Genomic DNA, 19,511 nt, shown 5'->3' on the forward strand with positions numbered 1-19,511 from the left:
GGAAATCGTACTGAGACAGAAGTTCACGAACTTCCATTTCTACCAGTTCCAGCAGCTCTTCGTCATCAACCATGTCGCATTTGTTCAGGAACACGATGATGTACGGAACGCCTACCTGACGACCCAGCAGGATGTGCTCACGAGTCTGCGGCATCGGGCCGTCAGTCGCAGCAACAACCAGGATCGCGCCGTCCATCTGCGCAGCACCGGTGATCATGTTTTTAACATAGTCGGCGTGGCCCGGGCAGTCTACGTGTGCGTAGTGGCGAGTCGGGGTGTCATATTCAACGTGAGAAGTGTTGATGGTGATACCACGAGCTTTTTCTTCCGGTGCGTTATCGATCTGGTCGAATGCGCGAGCAGCACCGCCGTAGGTTTTAGCCAGTACGGTAGTGATTGCAGCGGTCAGAGTAGTTTTACCGTGGTCGACGTGGCCGATAGTACCAACGTTGACGTGCGGTTTTGTACGTTCAAATTTTTCTTTAGACACGGCTATATTCCTTACTATAGTGCTCTCCCCTTCAGGAGAGAGCACGGGACTTAGGTTTTAACCCCGGGGCTTATTTACCACGGGCTTCGATTACGGCCTGAGCAACGTTGTTCGGCGCATCATCATACTTCAGGAATTCCATCGTGTATGATGCACGACCTTTGGTCAGAGAACGCAGCTGAGTTGCATATCCGAACATTTCAGACAGCGGAACTTCAGCGTGGATCTTAACGCCAGTTACTTCAGATTCCTGACCGCGCAGCATACCGCGACGACGGCTCAAGTCACCGATAACATCACCAGTGTTCTCTTCCGGAGTCTCTACTTCAACCTTCATGATCGGCTCAAGCAGAACAGGTTTTGCTTTCTTAAAGCCTTCTTTAAAGGCGATAGAAGCAGCCAGTTTAAACGCCAGTTCAGAGGAGTCAACGTCATGGTAAGAACCGAAGTGCAGACGAATACCCATGTCTACTACCGGGTAACCAGCCAGCGGACCAGACTTCAACTGCTCCTGGATGCCTTTATCAACGGCAGGGATGTATTCGCCAGGAATTACACCACCTTTGATGTCGTTGACGAACTCGTAACCTTTCGGGTTAGAGCCCGGCTCCAGCGGGTACATGTCGATAACGACGTGACCATACTGACCACGACCACCAGACTGTTTCGCGTGCTTACCTTCGATATCGGTAACTTTCGCACGAATCGCTTCGCGGTAAGCAACCTGAGGTTTACCGACGTTCGCTTCAACGTTGAATTCACGCTTCATACGGTCAACGATGATGTCGAGGTGCAGTTCACCCATACCGGCGATGATGGTCTGGTTAGATTCTTCGTCAGTCCATACGCGGAAAGACGGGTCTTCTTTAGCCAGACGGCCCAGAGCCAGACCCATTTTTTCCTGGTCAGCTTTGGTTTTCGGTTCTACGGCGATGGAGATTACCGGCTCAGGGAATTCCATACGCTCCAGAATGATCGGGTTGTCCGGATCACACAGAGTATCACCAGTAGTCACGTCTTTCAGACCGATCGCAGCAGCGATGTCGCCTGCGCGAACTTCTTTGATCTCTTCACGTTTGTTAGCGTGCATCTGAACGATACGACCGAAACGCTCACGTGCGGATTTCACGGAGTTCAGTACGGTATCACCAGAGTTAACCACACCGGAGTACACGCGGAAGAAAGTCAGGTTACCTACGAACGGGTCGGTAGCGATTTTGAACGCCAGCGCAGAGAACGGCTCGTCATCACTTGCGTGACGCTCAGCCGGAGTGTCTTTACCGTCGTCCAGGATACCGTTGATCGCAGGAACATCAGTCGGAGCCGGCAGGTAATCGATTACCGCATCCAGCATCGCCTGAACACCTTTGTTCTTAAACGCAGAACCACAGGTTACCAGGATGATTTCGTTGTTCAGAACGCGCTGACGCAGAGCTTTCTTGATTTCTTCCTCGGTCAGCTCTTCGCCGCCCAGGTATTTTTCCATCAGCTCTTCAGACGCTTCCGCAGCAGACTCAATCAGGTTCTGGTGCCATTCTTCAGCCAGTTCCTGCATGTCAGCCGGGATATCTTCGTATTCGAAGGTTACACCTGCGTCTGCTTCGTTCCAGTTGATGGCTTTCATTTTCACCAGGTCAACAACACCGGTGAAACCTTCTTCAGCACCAATTGCCAGCTGCAGCGGAACCGGGTTCGCGCCCAGACGGGTTTTGATCTGACCAACAACTTTCAGGAAGTTCGCACCCATGCGGTCCATTTTGTTAACGAACGCAATGCGTGGAACTTTATATTTGTTTGCCTGACGCCATACGGTTTCAGACTGCGGCTGAACACCACCAACTGCGCAGTAAACCATTACCGCACCATCAAGAACACGCATGGAACGTTCTACTTCGATAGTGAAGTCAACGTGCCCCGGGGTGTCGATGATGTTTACGCGATGCGGCTCATACTGCTTAGCCATACCTGACCAGAATGCAGTAGTCGCTGCGGAAGTGATGGTAATACCACGTTCCTGCTCCTGCTCCATCCAGTCCATGGTAGCTGCGCCGTCATGAACTTCACCGATTTTATGGTTTACACCGGTGTAGAACAGAATACGTTCGGTAGTGGTGGTTTTACCGGCGTCGATGTGCGCACTGATACCGATGTTACGGTAGCGTGCGATGGGTGTTGTACGAGCCATTTGATTCCTCGTTTATCTTTTAGGCGTTCAATTTAAGTAGCCCAAAGCGGGCTGCTTGCAAGAAGCGCCCGCCTGGTGACTATTACTCCGAAGGGATTACCAACGGTAGTGTGCGAACGCCTTGTTGGCTTCTGCCATACGGTGAACGTCTTCACGTTTCTTAACTGCAGTACCTTTGTTTTCTGCAGCATCAGAAAGTTCGTTCGCCAGGCGCAGAGCCATGGATTTATCACCGCGTTTACGAGCAGCTTCAACGATCCAACGCATTGCCAGAGCATTACGACGAACCGGACGGACTTCAACTGGTACCTGATAAGTAGAACCACCAACGCGGCGAGACTTAACTTCGACAGTCGGGCGCACGTTTTCGAGAGCTACTTCGAAAGCTTCCAGTTCATTTTTACCAGAACGCTGAGCCAGGGTCTCAAGCGCGCTGTATACGATAGTTTCGGCAGTAGATTTTTTACCATCTACCATCAGGATATTTACAAATTTAGCCAGCAGTTCTGATCCGAACTTCGGATCCGGCAGAATTTTACGCTGACCAATGACGCGACGACGTGGCATGGAAATACTCCGTTGTTAATTCAGGATTGTCCAAAACTCTACGAGTTTAGTTTGACATTAATTTAAAACGTTTGGCCTTACTTAACGGAGAACCATTAAGCCTTAGGACGTTTCACGCCATACTTGGAACGTGATTGCTTACGGTCTTTAACGCCGGAGCAGTCAAGCGCACCACGAACGGTGTGGTAACGAACACCCGGGAGGTCTTTTACACGACCGCCACGGATCAGGATCACGGAGTGCTCCTGCAGGTTGTGACCTTCACCACCGATGTAGGAAGTCACTTCAAAACCGTTAGTCAAACGAACACGACATACTTTACGCAGTGCGGAGTTCGGTTTTTTAGGAGTGGTAGTATATACACGAGTACATACGCCACGTTTTTGCGGGCATGCTTCCAGCGCAGGCACGTTGCTTTTTGCAACTTTGCGTGCACGTGGTTTGCGTACCAGCTGGTTAACTGTTGCCATTAAATAGCTCCTGGTTTTAGCTTTTGCTTCGTAAACACGTAATAAAACGCCCTCATACAATATGAGGACGCAGAATTTTAGGGCGACGTCGAAAAGGTGTCAAGAAATATACAACAATCCCGCAATTACCAGGTCATCTGGCGGGGATGTTTCGCCACAAGTCTGACGAAGTCAGTATAGTCAACCCTGACGACGCTGTCTGAAATTTGACCACCCAAACCGCGAGCTTTAATGTCTTCTTCCAGCACGTATATCTTAATGGGGGCATTCAGCAAACTTTCAAGGAAGCGGCTGCCTTCGATAGCGGTCATCACACCATCCTGTAGCAACAAAAGCTCATCTCCTTCTTTGAGCAGACGAAGGAGAGAGGAGAGATCCGAATGCCACGCAGAGCGATGTAAAGTGTGCAATATAGACATAAGCGTCTCAGAACCTCAGGATAACGTCATAGCCGTCAAGCTCATTGCGCAAGTCTTCTGACTCAAGAGGTGTCGCATCAATGACGAAGCGCGAGTCTTCTGACAGGCCACGTTCACGCAAAGAGGCGGCGCAGAGCCAACACTGCTCAATGTCGTAGAGTTCCAGCAATTTAAAGGTGGCAATGTAGTCGCGCGCCAACACCACATCAGGTTTTTGCCCCTGCAGTATCTGAAAAACGCCATCACCAATAAAAAAGACGCCAAGCGCTTCTGTTAATGCAGATGTTGCCAGCAACGCATCCAGCCCTTCACGACCCGATGCGCTACCGTGCGGCGCAGTTGAAAATACAAATGCAATGCGTTTCATTAAAATTGCACCATGCGATCGCAGGTCAGCGACGCTTCCGCAAGAGCCCCAAGCCCACTGAGAATGAATCCTGGCTGTAAATTAGCCGCAGCCAACCCCAGTCTGGCGGACTCCGTCTCATCCACGATCCCCCGACGCAACGCCGCCGCAACACAGATGTTTAACGTCACACCATAAGTTTGATTCAGTTGTTGCCAGGCACGTACCACGTCGAATTCGTCACTGGCAGGCGAAGTCAGCATGTTTGCGTTATACACACCTTCCTGGTAGAAAAAGATACTTTCCAGCTCGTGCCCTTCATTGAGCACCGCGTGGGCAAACTGCAAGGCGCTGCTCGCCTGCTGTGTGCCGTAAGCGGGCCCAGTGACCAAAATGGCGAAACGCATTACTTGCTATCCTGTCCCTGAAAATCGCCGCTTTTGAACTGACGTATGTAGAGGTATACCGTGTGCTTTGAGATGTTCAGGCGGTCAGCCACCTGGTTAATCGCATCTTTGATATCAAAGATGCCTTTCTCGTAAAGGTTGAGCACAATCTGGCGGTTCTTCGTATTGTTAGACACGTTTCGGTCAGCGTTCACTTCTTCGATCGTGAACTCCAGCGTTTGCGTGACCAAATCTTCTACCGAGGAGGCAAAGTTAACTGAAGAACCCACTTCCGGTGTTTCTGGAGGAATGAAGGTATTCATAATCTGTGAGAACGGTACATCAAGGTTCATGTTGATGCACAGCAGACCAATTACACGATGCTCGCGGTTGCGAATAGCAATCGTCACCGACTTCATCAAGACACCGCTTTTCGCGCGCGTGAAGTAGCACTTCGACACGCTGCTGTCCGCACCCGTCATATCATGCAGCATGCGCAACGCAAGGTCAGTAATCGGCGAGCCAATTTTGCGGCCCGTGTGTTCACCGTTAGCAATGCGAATTGCCGAGCATTTCAAATCCTGCAAAGAGTGCAATACGATTTCACAATGGGAACCAATGAGCATCGCTAACCCGTCCACCACCGCTTCGTAGGATTTCAGAATATCGAAGTCAGTTTGATCGAAAGGACGTTGATCCAGCAAATCAAGCTCACTGGTTTCGTTGGTTAAAAGCGACCTGGACATGAAAAAAAACACTCCTTTTCAGGAGCCTGTCGGTATGTTTTCAGGGCAGGCTCATTATTTACGCGGACAACTAAATTAATACAGCGGAGGTTCCGCTTTCCAGTACTAATTATATCCGGCCTGCAATTAAAAAACCGCCGCCAATATGGCGGCGGTTCTCAGTTTTTATTTTTTAGCAGCATCTGCTGCTTTGGCGTCAGCTTCTGCTGGCGCTGCGGCATCCGCTTTCGGTGCCGGTTTGATGTCCAGCAGCTCTACGTCGAATACCAGTGTAGAGTTAGCAGGGATGCCCGGAACGCCAGTTTTGCCGTAAGCCAGATCCGGTGGGATAACCAGTTGGATCTTACCGCCTTTCTTGATGTTCTTCAGGCCTTCAGTCCAGCCAGGGATCACACCATCCAGACGGAAAGAGAGCGGCTCACCACGGGTGTAAGAGTTATCGAACTCTTTACCGTCAATCAGCGTACCTTTGTAATTCACTACCACAGTGTCGCTGTCTTTCGGCGCATCGCCAGTACCGGCTTTTTCTACTTTATAGACAAGGCCAGTAGAAGAGGTTTTAGCCCCTTTCTCTTTTGCGAATTTCTCGCGGAATGCTTTGCCTTTGGTTTCGTTTTCAGTCGCGTCTTTTTCCATCTTCGCCTGAGCGGAGCTCTTCACGCGAGCTTCAAACGCTTGCAGAGTTTGTTCGATTTCCTGGTCAGACAATTTGCTCTTGTCTGCAAACGCATCCTGAACACCTGCGATCAGCTGATCTTTGTCCAGCTTAATACCTAATTTTTCCTGTTCCTTCAGGGAGTTTTCCATGTAACGACCCAGAGAAGCACCCAGCGCATAGGCTGATTTCTGATCGTCATTTTTGAACGCAGCTTTGCTGTCGGCAGTTGCCGCAGGTTTTGCAGCATCCGCAGCGAAAGTGATCGGAGCGTGCAGAGCAACGGCCATTGTGGTCGCCAGCAGCGTTACTTTAAACAGTGATTTCATCCATATCTCCAGGGCCGGGGCATCTCACCCCAGGGTTAGCTTACACAAGAAACGTACTATAAAGCGTTGTAGAACAAATCAACATACGAACACGCCCTATTATCACCCCTTTTCAGACTCTTTTTGTTTAATTTAGTTTCGTGGAAGACGAATGAGTACTGTGCAATCCCGTAAAGTTAAGTAGAATCCGCGCCCGGGGACAACAAAAGAGGTGAATCATGCAGGATATAACAATGGAAGCTCGCCTGGCTGAACTGGAGAGTCGCCTGGCTTTTCAGGAGATCACCATTGAAGAACTCAATGTGACAGTGACCGCTCATGAAATGGAAATGGCTAAATTACGCGATCATCTGCGTTTGCTGACGGATAAACTCAAAGCCAGCCAACCGTCAAACATTGCCTCTCAGTCCGAAGAGACGCCGCCACCGCATTATTAAGACATAAAAAAAGCGGGTTCCCCCGCTTTTTTTGTGCCCGGTATCGCTACGCTTACCGGACCAGCATGCCGATTAATGGCAACCGCAACCGCCATTACCGCCACAACCACCTTTGCCGTGCTCATGACCGTGGTCATGGCCGTGGCCGCCGCAGCAACCTTCGTGATCGTGGTCATGGTCGTGACCGTTTGCACCGTGAACGTGGCCATGAGCCAGCTCTTCTTCGGTCGCTTCACGAATCGCCACAACTTCCACGTTGAATTTCAGATTCTGGCCAGCCAGCATGTGGTTACCGTCAACCACAACGTGGTCGTCTTCCACTTCGGTAATTTCTACCGGTACTGGACCCTGATCGGTTTCCGCCAGGAAGCGCATGCCAACCTGCAGTTCGTCAACACCCATGAACACGTCTTTAGGAACGCGCTGCACCAGGTTTTCGTCATACTGACCGTAAGCGTCGTTAGCGCCTACAGCAACGTCAAATTTGTCGCCAACATCGTGACCTTCCAGCGCCGTTTCCAGGCCAGAGATCAGGGAACCGTGACCATGCAGGTAGTCCAGCGGCGCACTCACCGGAGACTCATCAACCAACACACCGTCTTCTGTACGTACCTGATAGGCCAGGCTGACCACCAGGTCTTTTGCTACTTTCATGATATCTCCTGAGCATGGGAAGAATAGTGGCGCAGATTGTAGCGGAATTCTGCACGCGTGTACCCACTAGCTTAAAAAAACCTGCGACATATCGCTAGTCCGGATGAAAAATCCCGATCACTTGCTCTTCTTTGCGAACATGCTCGCGCGCCGCCTTATCGGCTTCACGCATCTGATGACCACACTTAACGCATTCAACAATATCAACATTATTTTCGCGCCACATCGCCAGAGAATCCTGCGCCTGGCAAGATGGGCATTTTGCACCTGCAATAAAACGTTTACGAATTGCCATACTGATCCCCTACTCAAATTCATCCCAGCCATCCAGCTGGCGCCGTTCTTGCTGCATCTCGCGCTGGAAGATCTCCTCCAGCTCGCGTCGGGCTTCCCTGGCGCGAGAGATTTGAACCGTATCGGTATGCATCGGAATCAACTCCCGTAACATACGCATGTCCAGGCGACGAAAGTGCAGTTGCGCTCGCTGCGCCTGATGCGGATGCATTCCTAATGACACCAGCGTCTTACGCCCCAGCTCCAGCGCGCTGGAAAAGGTTTCACGAGAAAACTGCGCCACCCCTACCTGTAATAACTCATGGGCTTCTACACGTCCGCGCGCCCGCGCAAGAATATGTAAATGCGGGAAATGCTGCTGGCACAGTTCCACCAGCTTCATAGTGTCTTCAGGCTCGTTACAGGTGATTACGATCGATTCCGCCGCTTCCGCCCCTGCCGAACGCAGGAGATCTACTTGGGTGGCATCACCGTAATACACTTTGTAGCCATACTTGCGCATCAGGTTGACGGCACTGATATCCCGCTCAAGCACCGTAATACGCATCTTGTTCGCCATCAACAAACGCCCAATCACCTGACCGAATCGCCCAAACCCCACCACTATCACCTGCGGCTTATCATCATCCACCCAGGGCGCTTCGTCTTCCTCTTCCGGGCCATTGAGCTGTCTGGAAAGCCATTTATCGATGAGCTTCATTAACATAGGCGTCGTCATCATCGACAGCGTGACGGTCACCAACAGCAATGCCATCTGATCGCCCTGAAACAGTCGTTGAGAGGACGCGGTAGAAAAGAGCACAAAAGCAAACTCGCCCCCCTGGCTCAACACGCCCGCAAACTGCATGCGCTCCGAACTCCTCACGCCATACACTCGCGCCAGCAAATAGAGCACCAACGTCTTGACGGCCACCAGAATGACGACGCTTATCGCGACCCACAGCAGATGGGTGTAAAGCACGCCAAGATTCAACGACATCCCTACCGAAATAAAGAACAGCCCCAGCAGCAAACCTTTAAAGGGATCGATGGCGGTTTCCAGCTCATGGCGATATTCGCTTTCCGCCAGTAACACACCGGCAATAAACGTCCCCAGCGCCATCGACAGTCCCAGCGCATCCATAAACAGCGCTGACGCAAGCACCAACAATAGGGTCGCGGCTGTGAAAACCTCCCTCACTCCCGAACTGGCGATAAAGCGAAACACGGGGCGCAGCAAATAACGTCCGCCAATCAGCATGCCCGCAAATGCCAGCACCTTCATGCCCACTTTGATCCAGTCAAAATGTTCATCTGCGGAGCCCGCCAACAGCGGCACCAGCGCCAACGCCGGGATCACCGCCAGATCCTGAAACAGCAGCACAGAAAAACCCAGTTGCCCGGACTCACTGCGATTCATCCCTTTTTCACGCATCAACTGGAGCGCCATCGCGGTTGACGACATTGCCAGACCAACCCCCCCAACCACCGCCGCCTGCCACGAGAAGCGGGTCAGCATCAGCAGCCCCGCCAACACCGCCGCGCTCAACATCACCTGCGCCGCCCCGACGCCAAAAATAGAGCGTCGCAACTGCCAGAGTTTTGCGGGATTCAGCTCCAGGCCAATAATAAACATCAGGAAGACAACGCCCAGCTCAGAGAAATGCAGGATCTCATCAACGTCGCTGATGAACCCCAGTCCCCACGGACCGATAGCGATCCCGGCCAGCAAGTAGCCCAGGACCGCGCCGATGCCCAGCCGCGCGGCCAACGGTACCGCAACCACTGCCGCGAAGAGAAACAGCACACCTGCCAGTAATAAACCGGAACCTTCCATTAGCGACCTCCCGCAACTACAGGGTTTGCCAGCCACTCACCATACGCCCTGGCATGACTGGCTAATTCCTGCGCACTTTGTCGCCTGGCCCAGTAAATAATGATCGGACTCATCCAATGCATACGACACATCGCCGCCGTCAGTTCAAAGGGGCGCAACACGTCGCTCATCGGATAACGGTTCAGCGCGTCATAGCGGTAAGCACTTTCCGGCTCACCGGTGGTGATCACGCTTCGCCAGTACTTTCCCGCCAATTGATTTCCTCCGGGACCGCTGGCAAAACCGCGGCTCAATACCCGGTCGAACCACTCTTTGAGCAGCGCCGGGCAACTGTAGGTATACAAAGGGTGCTGAAAAACAATCACGTCGTGTTCACGCAATAGCGCCTGCTCATGCGGAATATCGATAAAAAAATCAGGGTAGTGCGCGTAAAGATCGTGCACCGTCACATTACTGAGCTGCATGGCCGGCTTAAGCAGAACCCGATTGGCGACCGAGTCCTGAGATTCCGGATGGGCATACAGCAGCAAAACTTTCGCTGGCTGGGACATCATCCCCCTCCCGGTTTTTGTGTATAGTCGTTGTTTTGGGCTACCATTGCGCTCCAGTGCGGCAGTACGCCCACACACACTACATTATCATAATGATAAATTAACATAGTCTGAACATACGGCGCCTTATGATTGTTTTCTCCTCGTTACAAATTCGCCGCGGCGTACGCGTCTTGCTGGACAATGCGACAGCGACCATCAATCCGGGTCAGAAAGTCGGTCTGGTGGGTAAAAATGGCTGCGGAAAATCTACCCTGCTGGCATTGCTTAAAAATGAAATCAGCGCCGATGGCGGCAGTTTTTCCTTCCCCGGTAACTGGCAACTGGCGTGGGTGAATCAGGAAACGCCTGCGCTTCCTCAGCCTGCGCTGGAATACGTCATTGACGGCGACCGTGAGTATCGCCAGCTGGAAGCGCAACTGAACGACGCCAACGAACGTAACGACGGACACGCGATTGCCACCGTGCATGGCAAACTGGACGCCATCGACGCCTGGACCGTGCGCTCCCGCGCCGCCAGCCTGCTTCACGGCCTCGGTTTCTCCAACGAGCAACTTGAGCGCCCGGTCAGCGACTTCTCCGGCGGCTGGCGCATGCGTCTTAACCTGGCCCAGGCTCTGATCTGCCGTTCAGATTTACTGCTGCTCGATGAACCGACTAACCACCTGGATCTCGACGCCGTCATCTGGCTGGAGAAATGGCTAAAGAGCTATCAGGGGACGCTGATCCTTATCTCCCACGACCGCGATTTTCTTGATCCGGTGGTCGATAAAATTATTCATATCGAACAACAAACGATGTTCGAGTACACCGGCAACTACAGCGCGTTTGAAATTCAGCGAGCCACGCGCCTGGCGCAACAGCAGGCGATGTACGAAAGCCAGCAGGAGCGTGTCGCGCACTTGCAAAGCTATATCGACCGTTTCCGCGCCAAAGCGACCAAAGCGAAGCAGGCACAGAGCCGCATCAAGATGCTGGAACGCATGGAGCTTATCGCCCCGGCACACGTCGACAACCCGTTCCGCTTCAGCTTCCGGGCGCCGGAAAGTCTGCCTAACCCGCTGCTGAAAATGGAGAAAGTGAGTGCCGGATACGGCGAGCGCGTGATCCTCGACTCCATCAAACTCAATCTGGTTCCCGGCTCACGTATCGGACTGTTAGGACGCAACGGCGCAGGGAAATCGACGCTGATCAAACTTCTGGCGGGCGAGCTCGACCCCATCAGCGGGGAGATCGGTCTGGCAAAAGGCATCAAACTGGGGTATTTCGCCCAGCATCAACTGGAGTTCCTGCGCGCAGACGAATCACCGTTGCAACATCTGACGCGACTGGCGCCGCAGGAACTGGAACAGAAGCTGCGGGATTATCTCGGCGGCTTTGGTTTCCAGGGCGATAAAGTCACAGAAGAGACCCAACGTTTCTCCGGCGGTGAAAAGGCCCGTCTGGTGCTGGCGCTGATCGTCTGGCAGCGCCCGAATCTGCTGCTGCTCGATGAACCGACCAACCACCTGGATCTGGACATGCGTCAGGCACTGACCGAAGCCTTGATCGATTTTGAAGGGGCGTTGGTTGTCGTTTCGCACGACCGTCACCTGCTGCGCTCAACCACTGACGATCTCTATCTGGTTCACGACCGAAAAGTCGAAGCGTTCGATGGCGATCTGGAAGATTATCAACAATGGCTGAGTGATGTGCAGAAACAGGAAAGTCAGCCTGATGAGGCACCAAAAGACAACGCCAATAGCGCGCAGGCGCGTAAAGATCAGAAACGTCGTGAAGCTGAGCTACGCACGCAAACTCAGCCGCTGCGTAAAGAAATTGCGCGACTGGAAAAAGAGATGGAGAAATTGAACGCGCAACTGGCGCAGGCGGAAGAAAAACTGGGCGACAGCGAATTGTACGATCAGAGCAGAAAAGCCGAGCTCACCGCCTGTCTGCAACAGCAAGCCAGCGCCAAATCAGGGCTGGAAGAGTGTGAAATGGCCTGGCTTGAAATACAGGAACAGCTCGAACAGATGCTGGCTGAGTAACCGTGATTACCGGATAAGGCGAAGCGCCATCCGGTACCGGAGCCGATGATGCCTGATAACGACGCTCACGCGTCTTATCAGGCATACAAACGGTATCGAACGCCCCCGCAGCAAAATGACAACTTACCGCTGCGTCGCCAGACGCTGGCGGATATCGTCGAAGTGCTCGCGGTTAAAAAGTTTACCGTTGAGAAAACGGGTTTTCAGCTCCCCTTTCTGCTCTTGCTCCCAGCTTTGTTCATCGTGCAGGCGTAACTCGCCCTGCTCATCACGCGCCACGCGCAGCAAACCGCGGGCAGAACGTTTCAGTCCATTATCGGTTTTCGGCGCTTTAAAGATTGTCCGTCCGTTGCCGTCAACTTCTCCCCAGGTGGCTTTCATCGCAAAACCAAAGGTGTCGCGCGTGTTGTACTGATAGGTGAAAGACCCGACCCCGAAGACCACGTTTGAACTGGCGAAACCTTTAGCCTCCAGACGACGCAGAATCTCATTCGCCCGTTCAAGGGTGATGGAGTCGCCATAAATCAGTCCTACATGCGGGTCGAGTACCTTATAACCTTTGTCATTGATTGTGCCGCCGAAAATGTCCCACAGCACTTCCACCGATCCTTTCTCCTGTGGGCTGCGGTTAGCGCGATCATCCTCATCCATGCCGGTGCCGCAAAGGATCTCTACCGGATCACCGCTGTCGGGGCGAAAGACCACCCTCCCTTCCCGCGCCAGAATGGTATTTTTGAGTTCACGGGTATACTCCGTCAGCACTTGCCAGTAGTCCCAGGTATCAGAAACGATTGACACAAAACCCTGTGGGTAGAGATCGACAATCAACCGACGGAACGTTTCAATCTCATGTTCACGTTCGCCCATGCACATCACGCTGTGTTCGGTCGCCGGAATACTGGCGCCGATAAAATACGCGTCGCCGTCAGTGTAGTAATCACGGGCATACAACAGCGACGGAATGCTATCAGTCCCTTTAAAACTCAACAGATGCCCACTGCCCGCCTGCATGGTGTCCTGAAGACCGGCCATGCCGCGAAACGAAAAATCATGGCACTGAAAATCGAGATGCGTCAGGTCGCTACAGGTTTTCTGTGCCCAACGTTCGCAAATTTTGCGGTAATGGTGGGCAATGGTGGCGTTCGTTGAGGCTTTCCAGAGTTCCGCTGACAGTACGGTTTCCAGGTAGTTCACCAACCAGAAAAACTCAGGTTTGGTGTTGATAATGGTAAGAACGGGTACCGCCATCGGCACTTTAGTGCCTTCATCCAGCGCCTTAATGTGCAGTGGCAGATAACCCAACTGATGCAACGCGCGGATATGATCAACCGCGACAGCATCACGCCCGAGATAACTGTCCATCACCTGCTTATATTCGTTGACCACCTCGTCTTCCGGGCGGGCAAAGAAAGCCTCGTTAAACAGATCGACCAGAAACCACTGCAAAAAGCCCTGCAAACCAAAGAACACCAGCTTGCCGTCCGGCAGCGGCGACTGAAAATAGCGATCGCTGCGCGGCGTGAAGTTGGAATACACCCGGGTGGTTCCCTGCGGATACTGTACGCGATGGGAGACTTTATAGCCGTCGATAGCCAGAATTGGATTCATTTTCATTATGTTGTCTCTCTCAGCGGTAAATCGTGTCGATGTCGATAAGTTCAAGCTGCGGATGCGCCAGCGTCGGCGCAGCCAACGAAGTGGTGGTGTAGAGGGCATCAATGCCATTGGCAAACAGGTGCTCCACACCTTTCGAGAAGATGCCATGCGTCACGTACAGACTGACACTGCGCGCTCCGGCATCACGTAATACCTGCGCCGAACCAATGAAGGTGCCACCTGCGTCGCACAGATCATCGACAATCAGCACATCCCTGTCCTTCACGTTCCCTGCCACCAGCGCGAAGCCGGTCAGATTGCCGCTTGCCACATCGCGTTTTTTACTCAGAATGGCGTACTCCGCTACCCCTGCGGCTCTGGCCACCGCATCGATTTTCTTCAGCGCCCCGGCATCCGGTGCCACCAGCATCAACGCATGTTGTTGGAACTGACGACGCAGAGTCGCGCTTTGCAGCAGACAGGCTTCCTGTGGCACAGCGACCATGTTATCTATCGCCGCCGCTGCAGCGTCGCTATGCGGGTCGAGCACTTTCACCTTGTCAAATTTCAGCGTGTTGAGCTGACGGGCAAAGACTTTCAGCGCAAAGCTGTCACCGGCAACCATATGGCGATCCTGACGCGCCCACGGCAGCCAGGGAAGTTCAAGATGGCTCACCAGCACATCCGTCTGATGGCGTACCGCCTCAACCAGTTGCGCCAGCAGCATAAAATCGTTCATATCGCGCATCGCCACTGCGCGGATGCGCATCAAACGGGCAGAGGGCGGTAACGTCTCCGCCACCTTCAACCAGACGGCGCCATCCGGAAAAACACCGCTGGCAATGGCGTAGACCTGCTCATCCAGCGTTAATGTCAATTTTTCGCTCATATCTCATCCCGCCCTTAATTGTGTCCCGTCGACACAATTAATAATGTCCCTAAGACACATATTAAGCAAGCGCAAAATTGATTAATTTTTCACAGAGAAGTTAATCAGCTGATAAGTAATGGAAAAAAACGCGCCTTGCCGCCTGATGTCGTGCTGGTACACTTGTGAGCGTTCCAACATCACCGTGAGTGCCTTATGACAACTGAAGCCGACTATCTGAACCAGTACGATGCCAGCCGCTTTCCTTCTCCCCTGGTCACAGTGGATAGCGTGTTGTTCACCCTGCATGAACAGACGTTGTGCGTACTGCTGGTCGAACGGGCAAAGCAGCCGCAGAAAGGGCGCTGGGGATTGCCTGGCGGCTTTATTGATATGGCACGCGATGATTCCACCCGCGCGACGGCGCTACGTAAGCTGACAGAAAAAACAGGGGTTTCCCCTTCATGGCTGGAGCAACTGGATACCGTCTCCGGACCTGACCGCGACCCGCGCGGCTGGAGCCTGACCGTCACCTGGTTCGCGCTGATCGCCTGGGCGGACTGCGCGCCGCACATCGCCAGCGTTAGCGACGCCCGCTGGGTGCCGCTCGACAAGCTTGCCGAATATCCCCTGGCGTTCGACCATGAGAAAATCATTGCCTCAGCGCTGCATCGCCTACGGCAAAAAACGATGTACTCGTTACTGCCCGTTTATTGTCTGCCGGAGTCGTTTACCCAAGGTCAGTTGCAGGAGGCGACCGAAATCATTCTGGGTCAGGCCATTCAGCGTAAAAGTCTGATTCGCCGTTTTGAGGCGTCGGGCATGTTTGAAGAGACAGGGGAAAGTGCGGCGACAGGCACGCGTAAAGCCCGTCTCTGGCGGCGTAAACCCGGCGTGGACATCCATCTTTTCTCACGTAACCTCCTGACTGACTAAGCGTAAAATCACATATTGGCTAACCTGCCAGCCGTGTGCGCGGTATAGTTATTCTTTCCGATGATTAATTGCTCTGGTGCTATGGTTGAAATCACCCCCACAGAAATGACCCCGCCCGACGCTGATTCGTATGAGTTCCGCCCGTTGCGCGGCATCAGCAATCGCCATCTGCAAACGATGCTCCCACGACTGATCCGCCGTAAAGTGCAGTTCAGCCCACACTGGCAGCGCCTGGAATTGCCCGATGGCGATTTTGTCGATCTGGCATGGAGTGAAGACCCGCATCAGGCGAAACACAAACCGCGTCTGGTGGTGTTTCATGGGCTTGAAGGCAGTCTGAACAGCCCGTATGCCCACGGACTCATCGAGGCCGCACAAAAGCGTGGATGGTTGGGTGTCGTGATGCACTTTCGCGGTTGCAGCGGCGAACCCAATCGCCTGAATCGCATTTATCATTCCGGGGAAACGGAAGACGGCACCTGGTTTCTACAGTGGTTACAACGCGAGTTTGGTCGTGCTCCTACCGCTGCGGTTGGCTATTCGCTCGGCGGCAATATGCTGGCCTGTCTGCTGGCGAAAGAAGGCCGGGATATTCCGATCGATGCGGCAGTGATTGTCTCCGCACCGTTCGTGCTGGAAGCCTGTAGCTATCACATGGAAAAAGGGTTTTCGCGCGTTTACCAGCGCTATCTGCTCAATCTGCTCAAAGCCAACGCGTCACGCAAATTGGCGGCTTATCCCGGCACGCTTCCTGTCAACCTCGCGCAGTTAAAAGCGGTACGGCGTATCCGTGATTTTGATGATCTTATTACCGCCAGAATTCACGGTTTTGCGGATGCGATAGACTATTATCGACAATGTAGCGCCATGCCGTTGCTCAGTCAGATCGCCAAGCCAACGCTGATTATTCACGCGAAAGACGATCCGTTTATGGACCATCATGTGATCCCGAAACCCGAGAATCTGCCGCCGCAGGTAGAGTATCAATTAACCGAGCATGGCGGGCACGTCGGCTTTATCGGCGGGACGCTGCGTCGCCCGGAGATGTGGCTAGAATCGCGCATCCCTGACTGGCTCACCCCGTATCTGGAAGCATAATCATGATGATCCCCTGGCAGGAGTTGTCCCCTGAAACGCTGGATAACCTGATTGAAAGCTTTGTATTGCGCGAAGGCACCGATTATGGTGAACATGAACGATCGCTTGCGCAAAAAGTCGCCGACGTGAAACGTCAGCTACAGTGTGGCGAGGCCGTTCTGGTGTGGTCTGAACTTCACGAAACGGTCAACATCATGCCCAAAAAGCAGTTGCACGAGTAATCCGCCGCTGAGGGCCGACTATACTAAAACGAGTGTTTATTCATGGAGTTGTTATGTCTGCCAAACATCCGGTGATCGCGGTAACAGGGTCCAGCGGCGCGGGGACTACTACCACCAGCCTCGCGTTCCGTAAAATTTTTGCACAGTTAAATCTGCGCGCCGCCGAGGTGGAAGGCGACAGTTTTCATCGCTATACCCGTCCGGAAATGGACATGGCGATCCGCAAAGCACGCGACGCCGGGCGACATATCAGTTATTTCGGTCCCGAAGCCAATGATTTTGGGCTGCTGGAACAAACGTTCAGCGAGTACGGGCAAGCGGGCAAAGGCCAGTCACGGAAATATCTGCATACCTACGATGAAGCAGTACCGTGGAATCAGGTGCCGGGAACCTTTACACCATGGCAACCCTTGCCTGAACCGACCGACGTCCTGTTCTATGAAGGGCTGCACGGTGGTGTCGTGACGCCGCACCATAACGTTGCGCGCCATGTGGATTTACTGGTTGGCGTAGTACCGATCGTGAACCTGGAGTGGATACAAAAACTGATCCGCGACACCAGCGAGCGTGGGCACTCCCGCGAGGCGGTGATGGATTCGGTGGTTCGCTCAATGGATGATTACATCAACTTTATCACCCCGCAGTTCTCCCGTACGCATATTAACTTCCAGCGCGTTCCCACGGTAGACACCTCGAATCCCTTCGCGGCAAAAGGGATCCCGTCATTAGACGAGAGCTTTGTCGTGATTCATTTTCGCAATCTGGAAGGGATCGATTTTCCCTGGCTGCTGGCGATGTTGCAGGGCTCATTTATTTCACACATCAATACATTAGTCGTGCCGGGCGGCAAAATGGGACTGGCGATGGAGCTGATCATGCTGCCGCTGGTTCAGCGACTGATGGAAGGGAAGAAGATCGAGTGATGTGTGGGAAGTGCCCGATGGCGCTACGCTTATCGGGCCTACGAATCGCTGTCATTCTGTAGGCAGATAAGGCAAAGCTGCCATCCGGCAGCATATGTCACGCGGCAATCACTTCGTATGAGTGCGTAATATTCACCGCTTTTTCCAGCATCAACGCAACGGAACAATATTTTTCAGCAGAAAGATCAACAGCGCGCGAAACGGCAGCGTCTTTCAGATCATTGCCGGTCACAATGAAATGCAGATTGATATGTGTAAACAGACGCGGCGCCTCTTCACGACGCTCGGACGTGAGCTTCACTTCGCAGTTCGTCACATCCTGGCGTCCCTTTTGCAAAATAGACACCACATCAATCGCACTACAGCCACCCGCAGCCATTAACACCATTTCCATCGGACTCGGCGCTTTATCACCGGAGTTACCATCCATCAATACCTGGTGGCCAGAAGCGGACTCTCCCAGGAAGGTTAACCCTTCAACCCATTTCACACGCGCTTGCATATTTCGTAACTCCAATGTTTCAATTTTCCTGACAGATTACGCGGACATAACAAATCTCGCAATGGAAGGCGACCTGCGTCAAGCTGAAGCGAGACACCAGGAGACACACGGCGAAAGCTATGCTAAAACAGTCAGGATGCTACAGTAATACATTGACGTACTGCATGTATGCAGAGAACATCACATTACAGGCTGCAGTCCATTTTTAGCAGCCCCCTTCCCTGGCAGCGGGAAGCATATTTTGGCAACCCCAGAGACAGCGTCGTTTTCTGGCTCTGGAGACAGCTTATAACAGAGGATAACCGCGCATGGTGCTTGGCAAACCGCAAACAGACCCGACTCTCGAATGGTTCTTGTCTCATTGCCACATTCATAAGTACCCGTCGAAGAGCACGCTGATTCACCAGGGTGAAAAAGCAGAAACGTTGTACTACATCGTTAAAGGCTCAGTAGCTGTGCTGATTAAAGACGAAGAAGGGAAAGAGATGATCCTTTCTTATCTGAATCAGGGCGATTTTATTGGCGAATTAGGCCTGTTTGAAGAAGGCCAGGAGCGCAGTGCATGGGTTCGTGCAAAAACGGCCTGTGAAGTTGCTGAAATCTCCTACAAAAAATTTCGCCAATTGATCCAGGTGAACCCGGATATTCTGATGCGCCTGTCTTCTCAGATGGCTCGTCGCCTGCAAGTTACGTCTGAAAAAGTCGGCAACCTTGCCTTCCTCGACGTAACCGGTCGTATCGCTCAGACTCTGCTGAATCTGGCGAAACAACCCGATGCGATGACTCACCCGGACGGCATGCAAATCAAAATCACCCGTCAGGAGATCGGCCAGATCGTGGGTTGCTCCCGCGAAACCGTTGGTCGTATTCTGAAAATGCTGGAAGATCAGAACCTGATCTCCGCACACGGTAAGACCATCGTCGTCTACGGCACTCGTTAACCCCGTCGAAATGGCGTATTACCCTGTAATGCGCCATTTTTGTTGGCACCG

The 19,511-nt window shown here is 52.9% G+C and carries 22 protein-coding genes and 1 pseudogene; 7 read left to right on the forward strand and 16 right to left on the reverse strand.

The annotated features are described in order from the left end of the window. From NNO04_RS06395 to fkpA, 9 genes are all read right to left on the reverse strand, one after another. Window positions 1-490, reverse strand: a 490-nt coding sequence (locus tag NNO04_RS06395; RefSeq protein WP_001675954.1) for a GTP-binding protein, incomplete at its 3' end; no start/stop codon positions are given. A gap of 70 nt (window positions 491-560) precedes the next feature. Continuing rightward, window positions 561-2,675: an elongation factor G gene (fusA, locus tag NNO04_RS06400; protein ID WP_271443964.1), complete on the reverse strand. Its 2,115-nt coding sequence runs from the start codon at window positions 2,673-2,675 to the stop codon at window positions 561-563. A gap of 96 nt (window positions 2,676-2,771) precedes the next feature. Continuing rightward, the gene (gene rpsG, locus NNO04_RS06405; protein WP_003023657.1) at window positions 2,772-3,242 is read right to left on the reverse strand and encodes a 30S ribosomal protein S7; all 471 of its coding nucleotides are present in this window, start codon (window positions 3,240-3,242) and stop codon (window positions 2,772-2,774) included. A gap of 95 nt (window positions 3,243-3,337) precedes the next feature. Then, window positions 3,338-3,712: a 30S ribosomal protein S12 gene (gene rpsL, locus NNO04_RS06410; RefSeq protein WP_003023654.1), complete on the reverse strand. Its 375-nt coding sequence runs from the start codon at window positions 3,710-3,712 to the stop codon at window positions 3,338-3,340. Between the two features lie 125 nt (window positions 3,713-3,837). After that, entirely contained in the window at window positions 3,838-4,125 is a 288-nt protein-coding gene (gene tusB / locus NNO04_RS06415; protein WP_192614278.1) for a sulfurtransferase complex subunit TusB, read from the reverse strand. Between the two features lie 13 nt (window positions 4,126-4,138). Continuing rightward, a complete protein-coding gene (gene tusC, locus NNO04_RS06420; RefSeq protein WP_271443965.1) occupies window positions 4,139-4,498 on the reverse strand; it encodes a sulfurtransferase complex subunit TusC in 360 nt (119 codons plus the stop codon). After that, on the reverse strand, window positions 4,498-4,884 hold the full coding sequence (tusD, locus tag NNO04_RS06425; protein WP_271443966.1) for a sulfurtransferase complex subunit TusD: 387 nt from the start codon (window positions 4,882-4,884) through the stop codon (window positions 4,498-4,500). The genes tusC and tusD overlap by 1 nt, the downstream gene beginning before the upstream one ends. Then, window positions 4,884-5,609, reverse strand: a complete 726-nt coding sequence (locus tag NNO04_RS06430; RefSeq protein ID WP_271443967.1) for a helix-turn-helix transcriptional regulator — start codon at window positions 5,607-5,609, stop codon at window positions 4,884-4,886. The genes tusD and NNO04_RS06430 overlap by 1 nt, the downstream gene beginning before the upstream one ends. 165 nt (window positions 5,610-5,774) lie before the next feature. Then, window positions 5,775-6,593, reverse strand: a complete 819-nt coding sequence (gene fkpA / locus NNO04_RS06435; RefSeq protein WP_271443968.1) for an FKBP-type peptidyl-prolyl cis-trans isomerase — start codon at window positions 6,591-6,593, stop codon at window positions 5,775-5,777. 218 nt (window positions 6,594-6,811) lie between these two features. Here fkpA and NNO04_RS06440 point away from each other — a divergent pair, with 218 nt between their 5' ends. Continuing rightward, window positions 6,812-7,030 carry a protein SlyX gene (locus NNO04_RS06440; protein ID WP_162383486.1) on the forward strand — a complete coding sequence of 73 codons (219 nt, stop codon included), beginning with the start codon at window positions 6,812-6,814 and terminating at the stop codon, window positions 7,028-7,030. 72 nt (window positions 7,031-7,102) lie between these two features. On the opposite strand, the gene slyD is transcribed toward NNO04_RS06440, so the two are convergent. The 4 genes from slyD to kefG form a co-directional block, all read right to left on the reverse strand. Continuing rightward, window positions 7,103-7,684: a peptidylprolyl isomerase gene (gene slyD, locus NNO04_RS06445; protein ID WP_192610766.1), complete on the reverse strand. Its 582-nt coding sequence runs from the start codon at window positions 7,682-7,684 to the stop codon at window positions 7,103-7,105. 94 nt (window positions 7,685-7,778) lie between these two features. Continuing rightward, entirely contained in the window at window positions 7,779-7,979 is a 201-nt protein-coding gene (locus tag NNO04_RS06450; RefSeq protein WP_192610765.1) for a YheV family putative zinc ribbon protein, read from the reverse strand. A gap of 9 nt (window positions 7,980-7,988) precedes the next feature. Next, window positions 7,989-9,794 carry a glutathione-regulated potassium-efflux system protein KefB gene (gene kefB, locus NNO04_RS06455; protein WP_271443969.1) on the reverse strand — a complete coding sequence of 602 codons (1,806 nt, stop codon included), beginning with the start codon at window positions 9,792-9,794 and terminating at the stop codon, window positions 7,989-7,991. Further along, a complete protein-coding gene (kefG, locus tag NNO04_RS06460) occupies window positions 9,794-10,345 on the reverse strand; it encodes a glutathione-regulated potassium-efflux system ancillary protein KefG (protein ID WP_162383517.1) in 552 nt (183 codons plus the stop codon). The genes kefB and kefG overlap by 1 nt, the downstream gene beginning before the upstream one ends. A gap of 128 nt (window positions 10,346-10,473) precedes the next feature. Between kefG and NNO04_RS06465 the strand changes: the two genes are divergently transcribed. Continuing rightward, complete coding sequence (locus NNO04_RS06465; RefSeq protein ID WP_271443970.1) at window positions 10,474-12,375, forward strand: ABC transporter ATP-binding protein; 1,902 nt, start codon at window positions 10,474-10,476, stop codon at window positions 12,373-12,375. 123 nt (window positions 12,376-12,498) lie between these two features. Here NNO04_RS06465 and NNO04_RS06470 read toward each other — a convergent pair whose 3' ends face one another. Both NNO04_RS06470 and prs read right to left on the reverse strand, forming a co-directional pair. Continuing rightward, complete coding sequence (locus NNO04_RS06470; protein ID WP_271443971.1) at window positions 12,499-13,989, reverse strand: nicotinate phosphoribosyltransferase; 1,491 nt, start codon at window positions 13,987-13,989, stop codon at window positions 12,499-12,501. Between the two features lie 13 nt (window positions 13,990-14,002). Continuing rightward, window positions 14,003-14,860, reverse strand: a complete 858-nt coding sequence (gene prs / locus NNO04_RS06475; protein WP_271443972.1) for a ribose-phosphate diphosphokinase — start codon at window positions 14,858-14,860, stop codon at window positions 14,003-14,005. Window positions 14,861-15,055: 195 nt separating this feature from the next. Here prs and NNO04_RS06480 point away from each other — a divergent pair, with 195 nt between their 5' ends. From NNO04_RS06480 to NNO04_RS06495, 4 genes and pseudogenes are all read left to right on the forward strand, one after another. Continuing rightward, the gene (locus tag NNO04_RS06480; RefSeq protein WP_192610760.1) at window positions 15,056-15,775 is read left to right on the forward strand and encodes an NUDIX domain-containing protein; all 720 of its coding nucleotides are present in this window, start codon (window positions 15,056-15,058) and stop codon (window positions 15,773-15,775) included. 35 nt (window positions 15,776-15,810) lie between these two features. Beyond that, window positions 15,811-16,873: pseudogene (locus tag NNO04_RS06485) on the forward strand (hydrolase). Window positions 16,874-16,875: 2 nt separating this feature from the next. Then, entirely contained in the window at window positions 16,876-17,094 is a 219-nt protein-coding gene (locus NNO04_RS06490) for a YheU family protein (RefSeq protein WP_203359758.1), read from the forward strand. 53 nt (window positions 17,095-17,147) lie between these two features. After that, a complete protein-coding gene (locus tag NNO04_RS06495) occupies window positions 17,148-18,017 on the forward strand; it encodes a phosphoribulokinase (protein ID WP_271443974.1) in 870 nt (289 codons plus the stop codon). A 97-nt stretch (window positions 18,018-18,114) separates the two neighbouring features. Here the strand turns inward: NNO04_RS06495 and NNO04_RS06500 are convergent, their stop codons facing one another. Then, on the reverse strand, window positions 18,115-18,519 hold the full coding sequence (locus NNO04_RS06500; protein ID WP_271444043.1) for an OsmC family protein: 405 nt from the start codon (window positions 18,517-18,519) through the stop codon (window positions 18,115-18,117). A 308-nt stretch (window positions 18,520-18,827) separates the two neighbouring features. Between NNO04_RS06500 and crp the strand changes: the two genes are divergently transcribed. Continuing rightward, on the forward strand, window positions 18,828-19,460 hold the full coding sequence (gene crp / locus NNO04_RS06505) for a cAMP-activated global transcriptional regulator CRP (protein WP_000242758.1): 633 nt from the start codon (window positions 18,828-18,830) through the stop codon (window positions 19,458-19,460). Window positions 19,461-19,511 lie beyond the last annotated feature (51 nt).

Source organism: Citrobacter sp. Awk 4 (genome assembly GCF_028069725.1).
Taxonomy (GTDB): Bacteria; Pseudomonadota; Gammaproteobacteria; order Enterobacterales; family Enterobacteriaceae; genus Citrobacter_D.

Coding starts and splice junctions, on each gene's coding strand:
- NNO04_RS06440 (WP_162383486.1), top strand. CDS start 6,812: ATGCAGGATATAACAATGGAAGCTCGCCTGGCTGAACTGGAGAGTCGC.
- slyD (WP_192610766.1), bottom strand. CDS start 7,684: ATGAAAGTAGCAAAAGACCTGGTGGTCAGCCTGGCCTATCAGGTACGT.
- NNO04_RS06490 (WP_203359758.1), top strand. CDS start 16,876: ATGATGATCCCCTGGCAGGAGTTGTCCCCTGAAACGCTGGATAACCTG.
- NNO04_RS06430 (WP_271443967.1), bottom strand. CDS start 5,609: ATGTCCAGGTCGCTTTTAACCAACGAAACCAGTGAGCTTGATTTGCTG.
- tusD (WP_271443966.1), bottom strand. CDS start 4,884: ATGCGTTTCGCCATTTTGGTCACTGGGCCCGCTTACGGCACACAGCAG.
- NNO04_RS06480 (WP_192610760.1), top strand. CDS start 15,056: ATGACAACTGAAGCCGACTATCTGAACCAGTACGATGCCAGCCGCTTT.
- fusA (WP_271443964.1), bottom strand. CDS start 2,675: ATGGCTCGTACAACACCCATCGCACGCTACCGTAACATCGGTATCAGT.
- prs (WP_271443972.1), bottom strand. CDS start 14,860: ATGAGCGAAAAATTGACATTAACGCTGGATGAGCAGGTCTACGCCATT.
- NNO04_RS06500 (WP_271444043.1), bottom strand. CDS start 18,519: ATGCAAGCGCGTGTGAAATGGGTTGAAGGGTTAACCTTCCTGGGAGAG.
- tusC (WP_271443965.1), bottom strand. CDS start 4,498: ATGAAACGCATTGCATTTGTATTTTCAACTGCGCCGCACGGTAGCGCA.
- kefB (WP_271443969.1), bottom strand. CDS start 9,794: ATGGAAGGTTCCGGTTTATTACTGGCAGGTGTGCTGTTTCTCTTCGCG.
- kefG (WP_162383517.1), bottom strand. CDS start 10,345: ATGTCCCAGCCAGCGAAAGTTTTGCTGCTGTATGCCCATCCGGAATCT.
- NNO04_RS06450 (WP_192610765.1), bottom strand. CDS start 7,979: ATGGCAATTCGTAAACGTTTTATTGCAGGTGCAAAATGCCCATCTTGC.
- crp (WP_000242758.1), top strand. CDS start 18,828: ATGGTGCTTGGCAAACCGCAAACAGACCCGACTCTCGAATGGTTCTTG.
- NNO04_RS06465 (WP_271443970.1), top strand. CDS start 10,474: ATGATTGTTTTCTCCTCGTTACAAATTCGCCGCGGCGTACGCGTCTTG.
- rpsL (WP_003023654.1), bottom strand. CDS start 3,712: ATGGCAACAGTTAACCAGCTGGTACGCAAACCACGTGCACGCAAAGTT.
- fkpA (WP_271443968.1), bottom strand. CDS start 6,593: ATGAAATCACTGTTTAAAGTAACGCTGCTGGCGACCACAATGGCCGTT.
- NNO04_RS06470 (WP_271443971.1), bottom strand. CDS start 13,989: ATGAAAATGAATCCAATTCTGGCTATCGACGGCTATAAAGTCTCCCAT.
- NNO04_RS06495 (WP_271443974.1), top strand. CDS start 17,148: ATGTCTGCCAAACATCCGGTGATCGCGGTAACAGGGTCCAGCGGCGCG.
- rpsG (WP_003023657.1), bottom strand. CDS start 3,242: ATGCCACGTCGTCGCGTCATTGGTCAGCGTAAAATTCTGCCGGATCCG.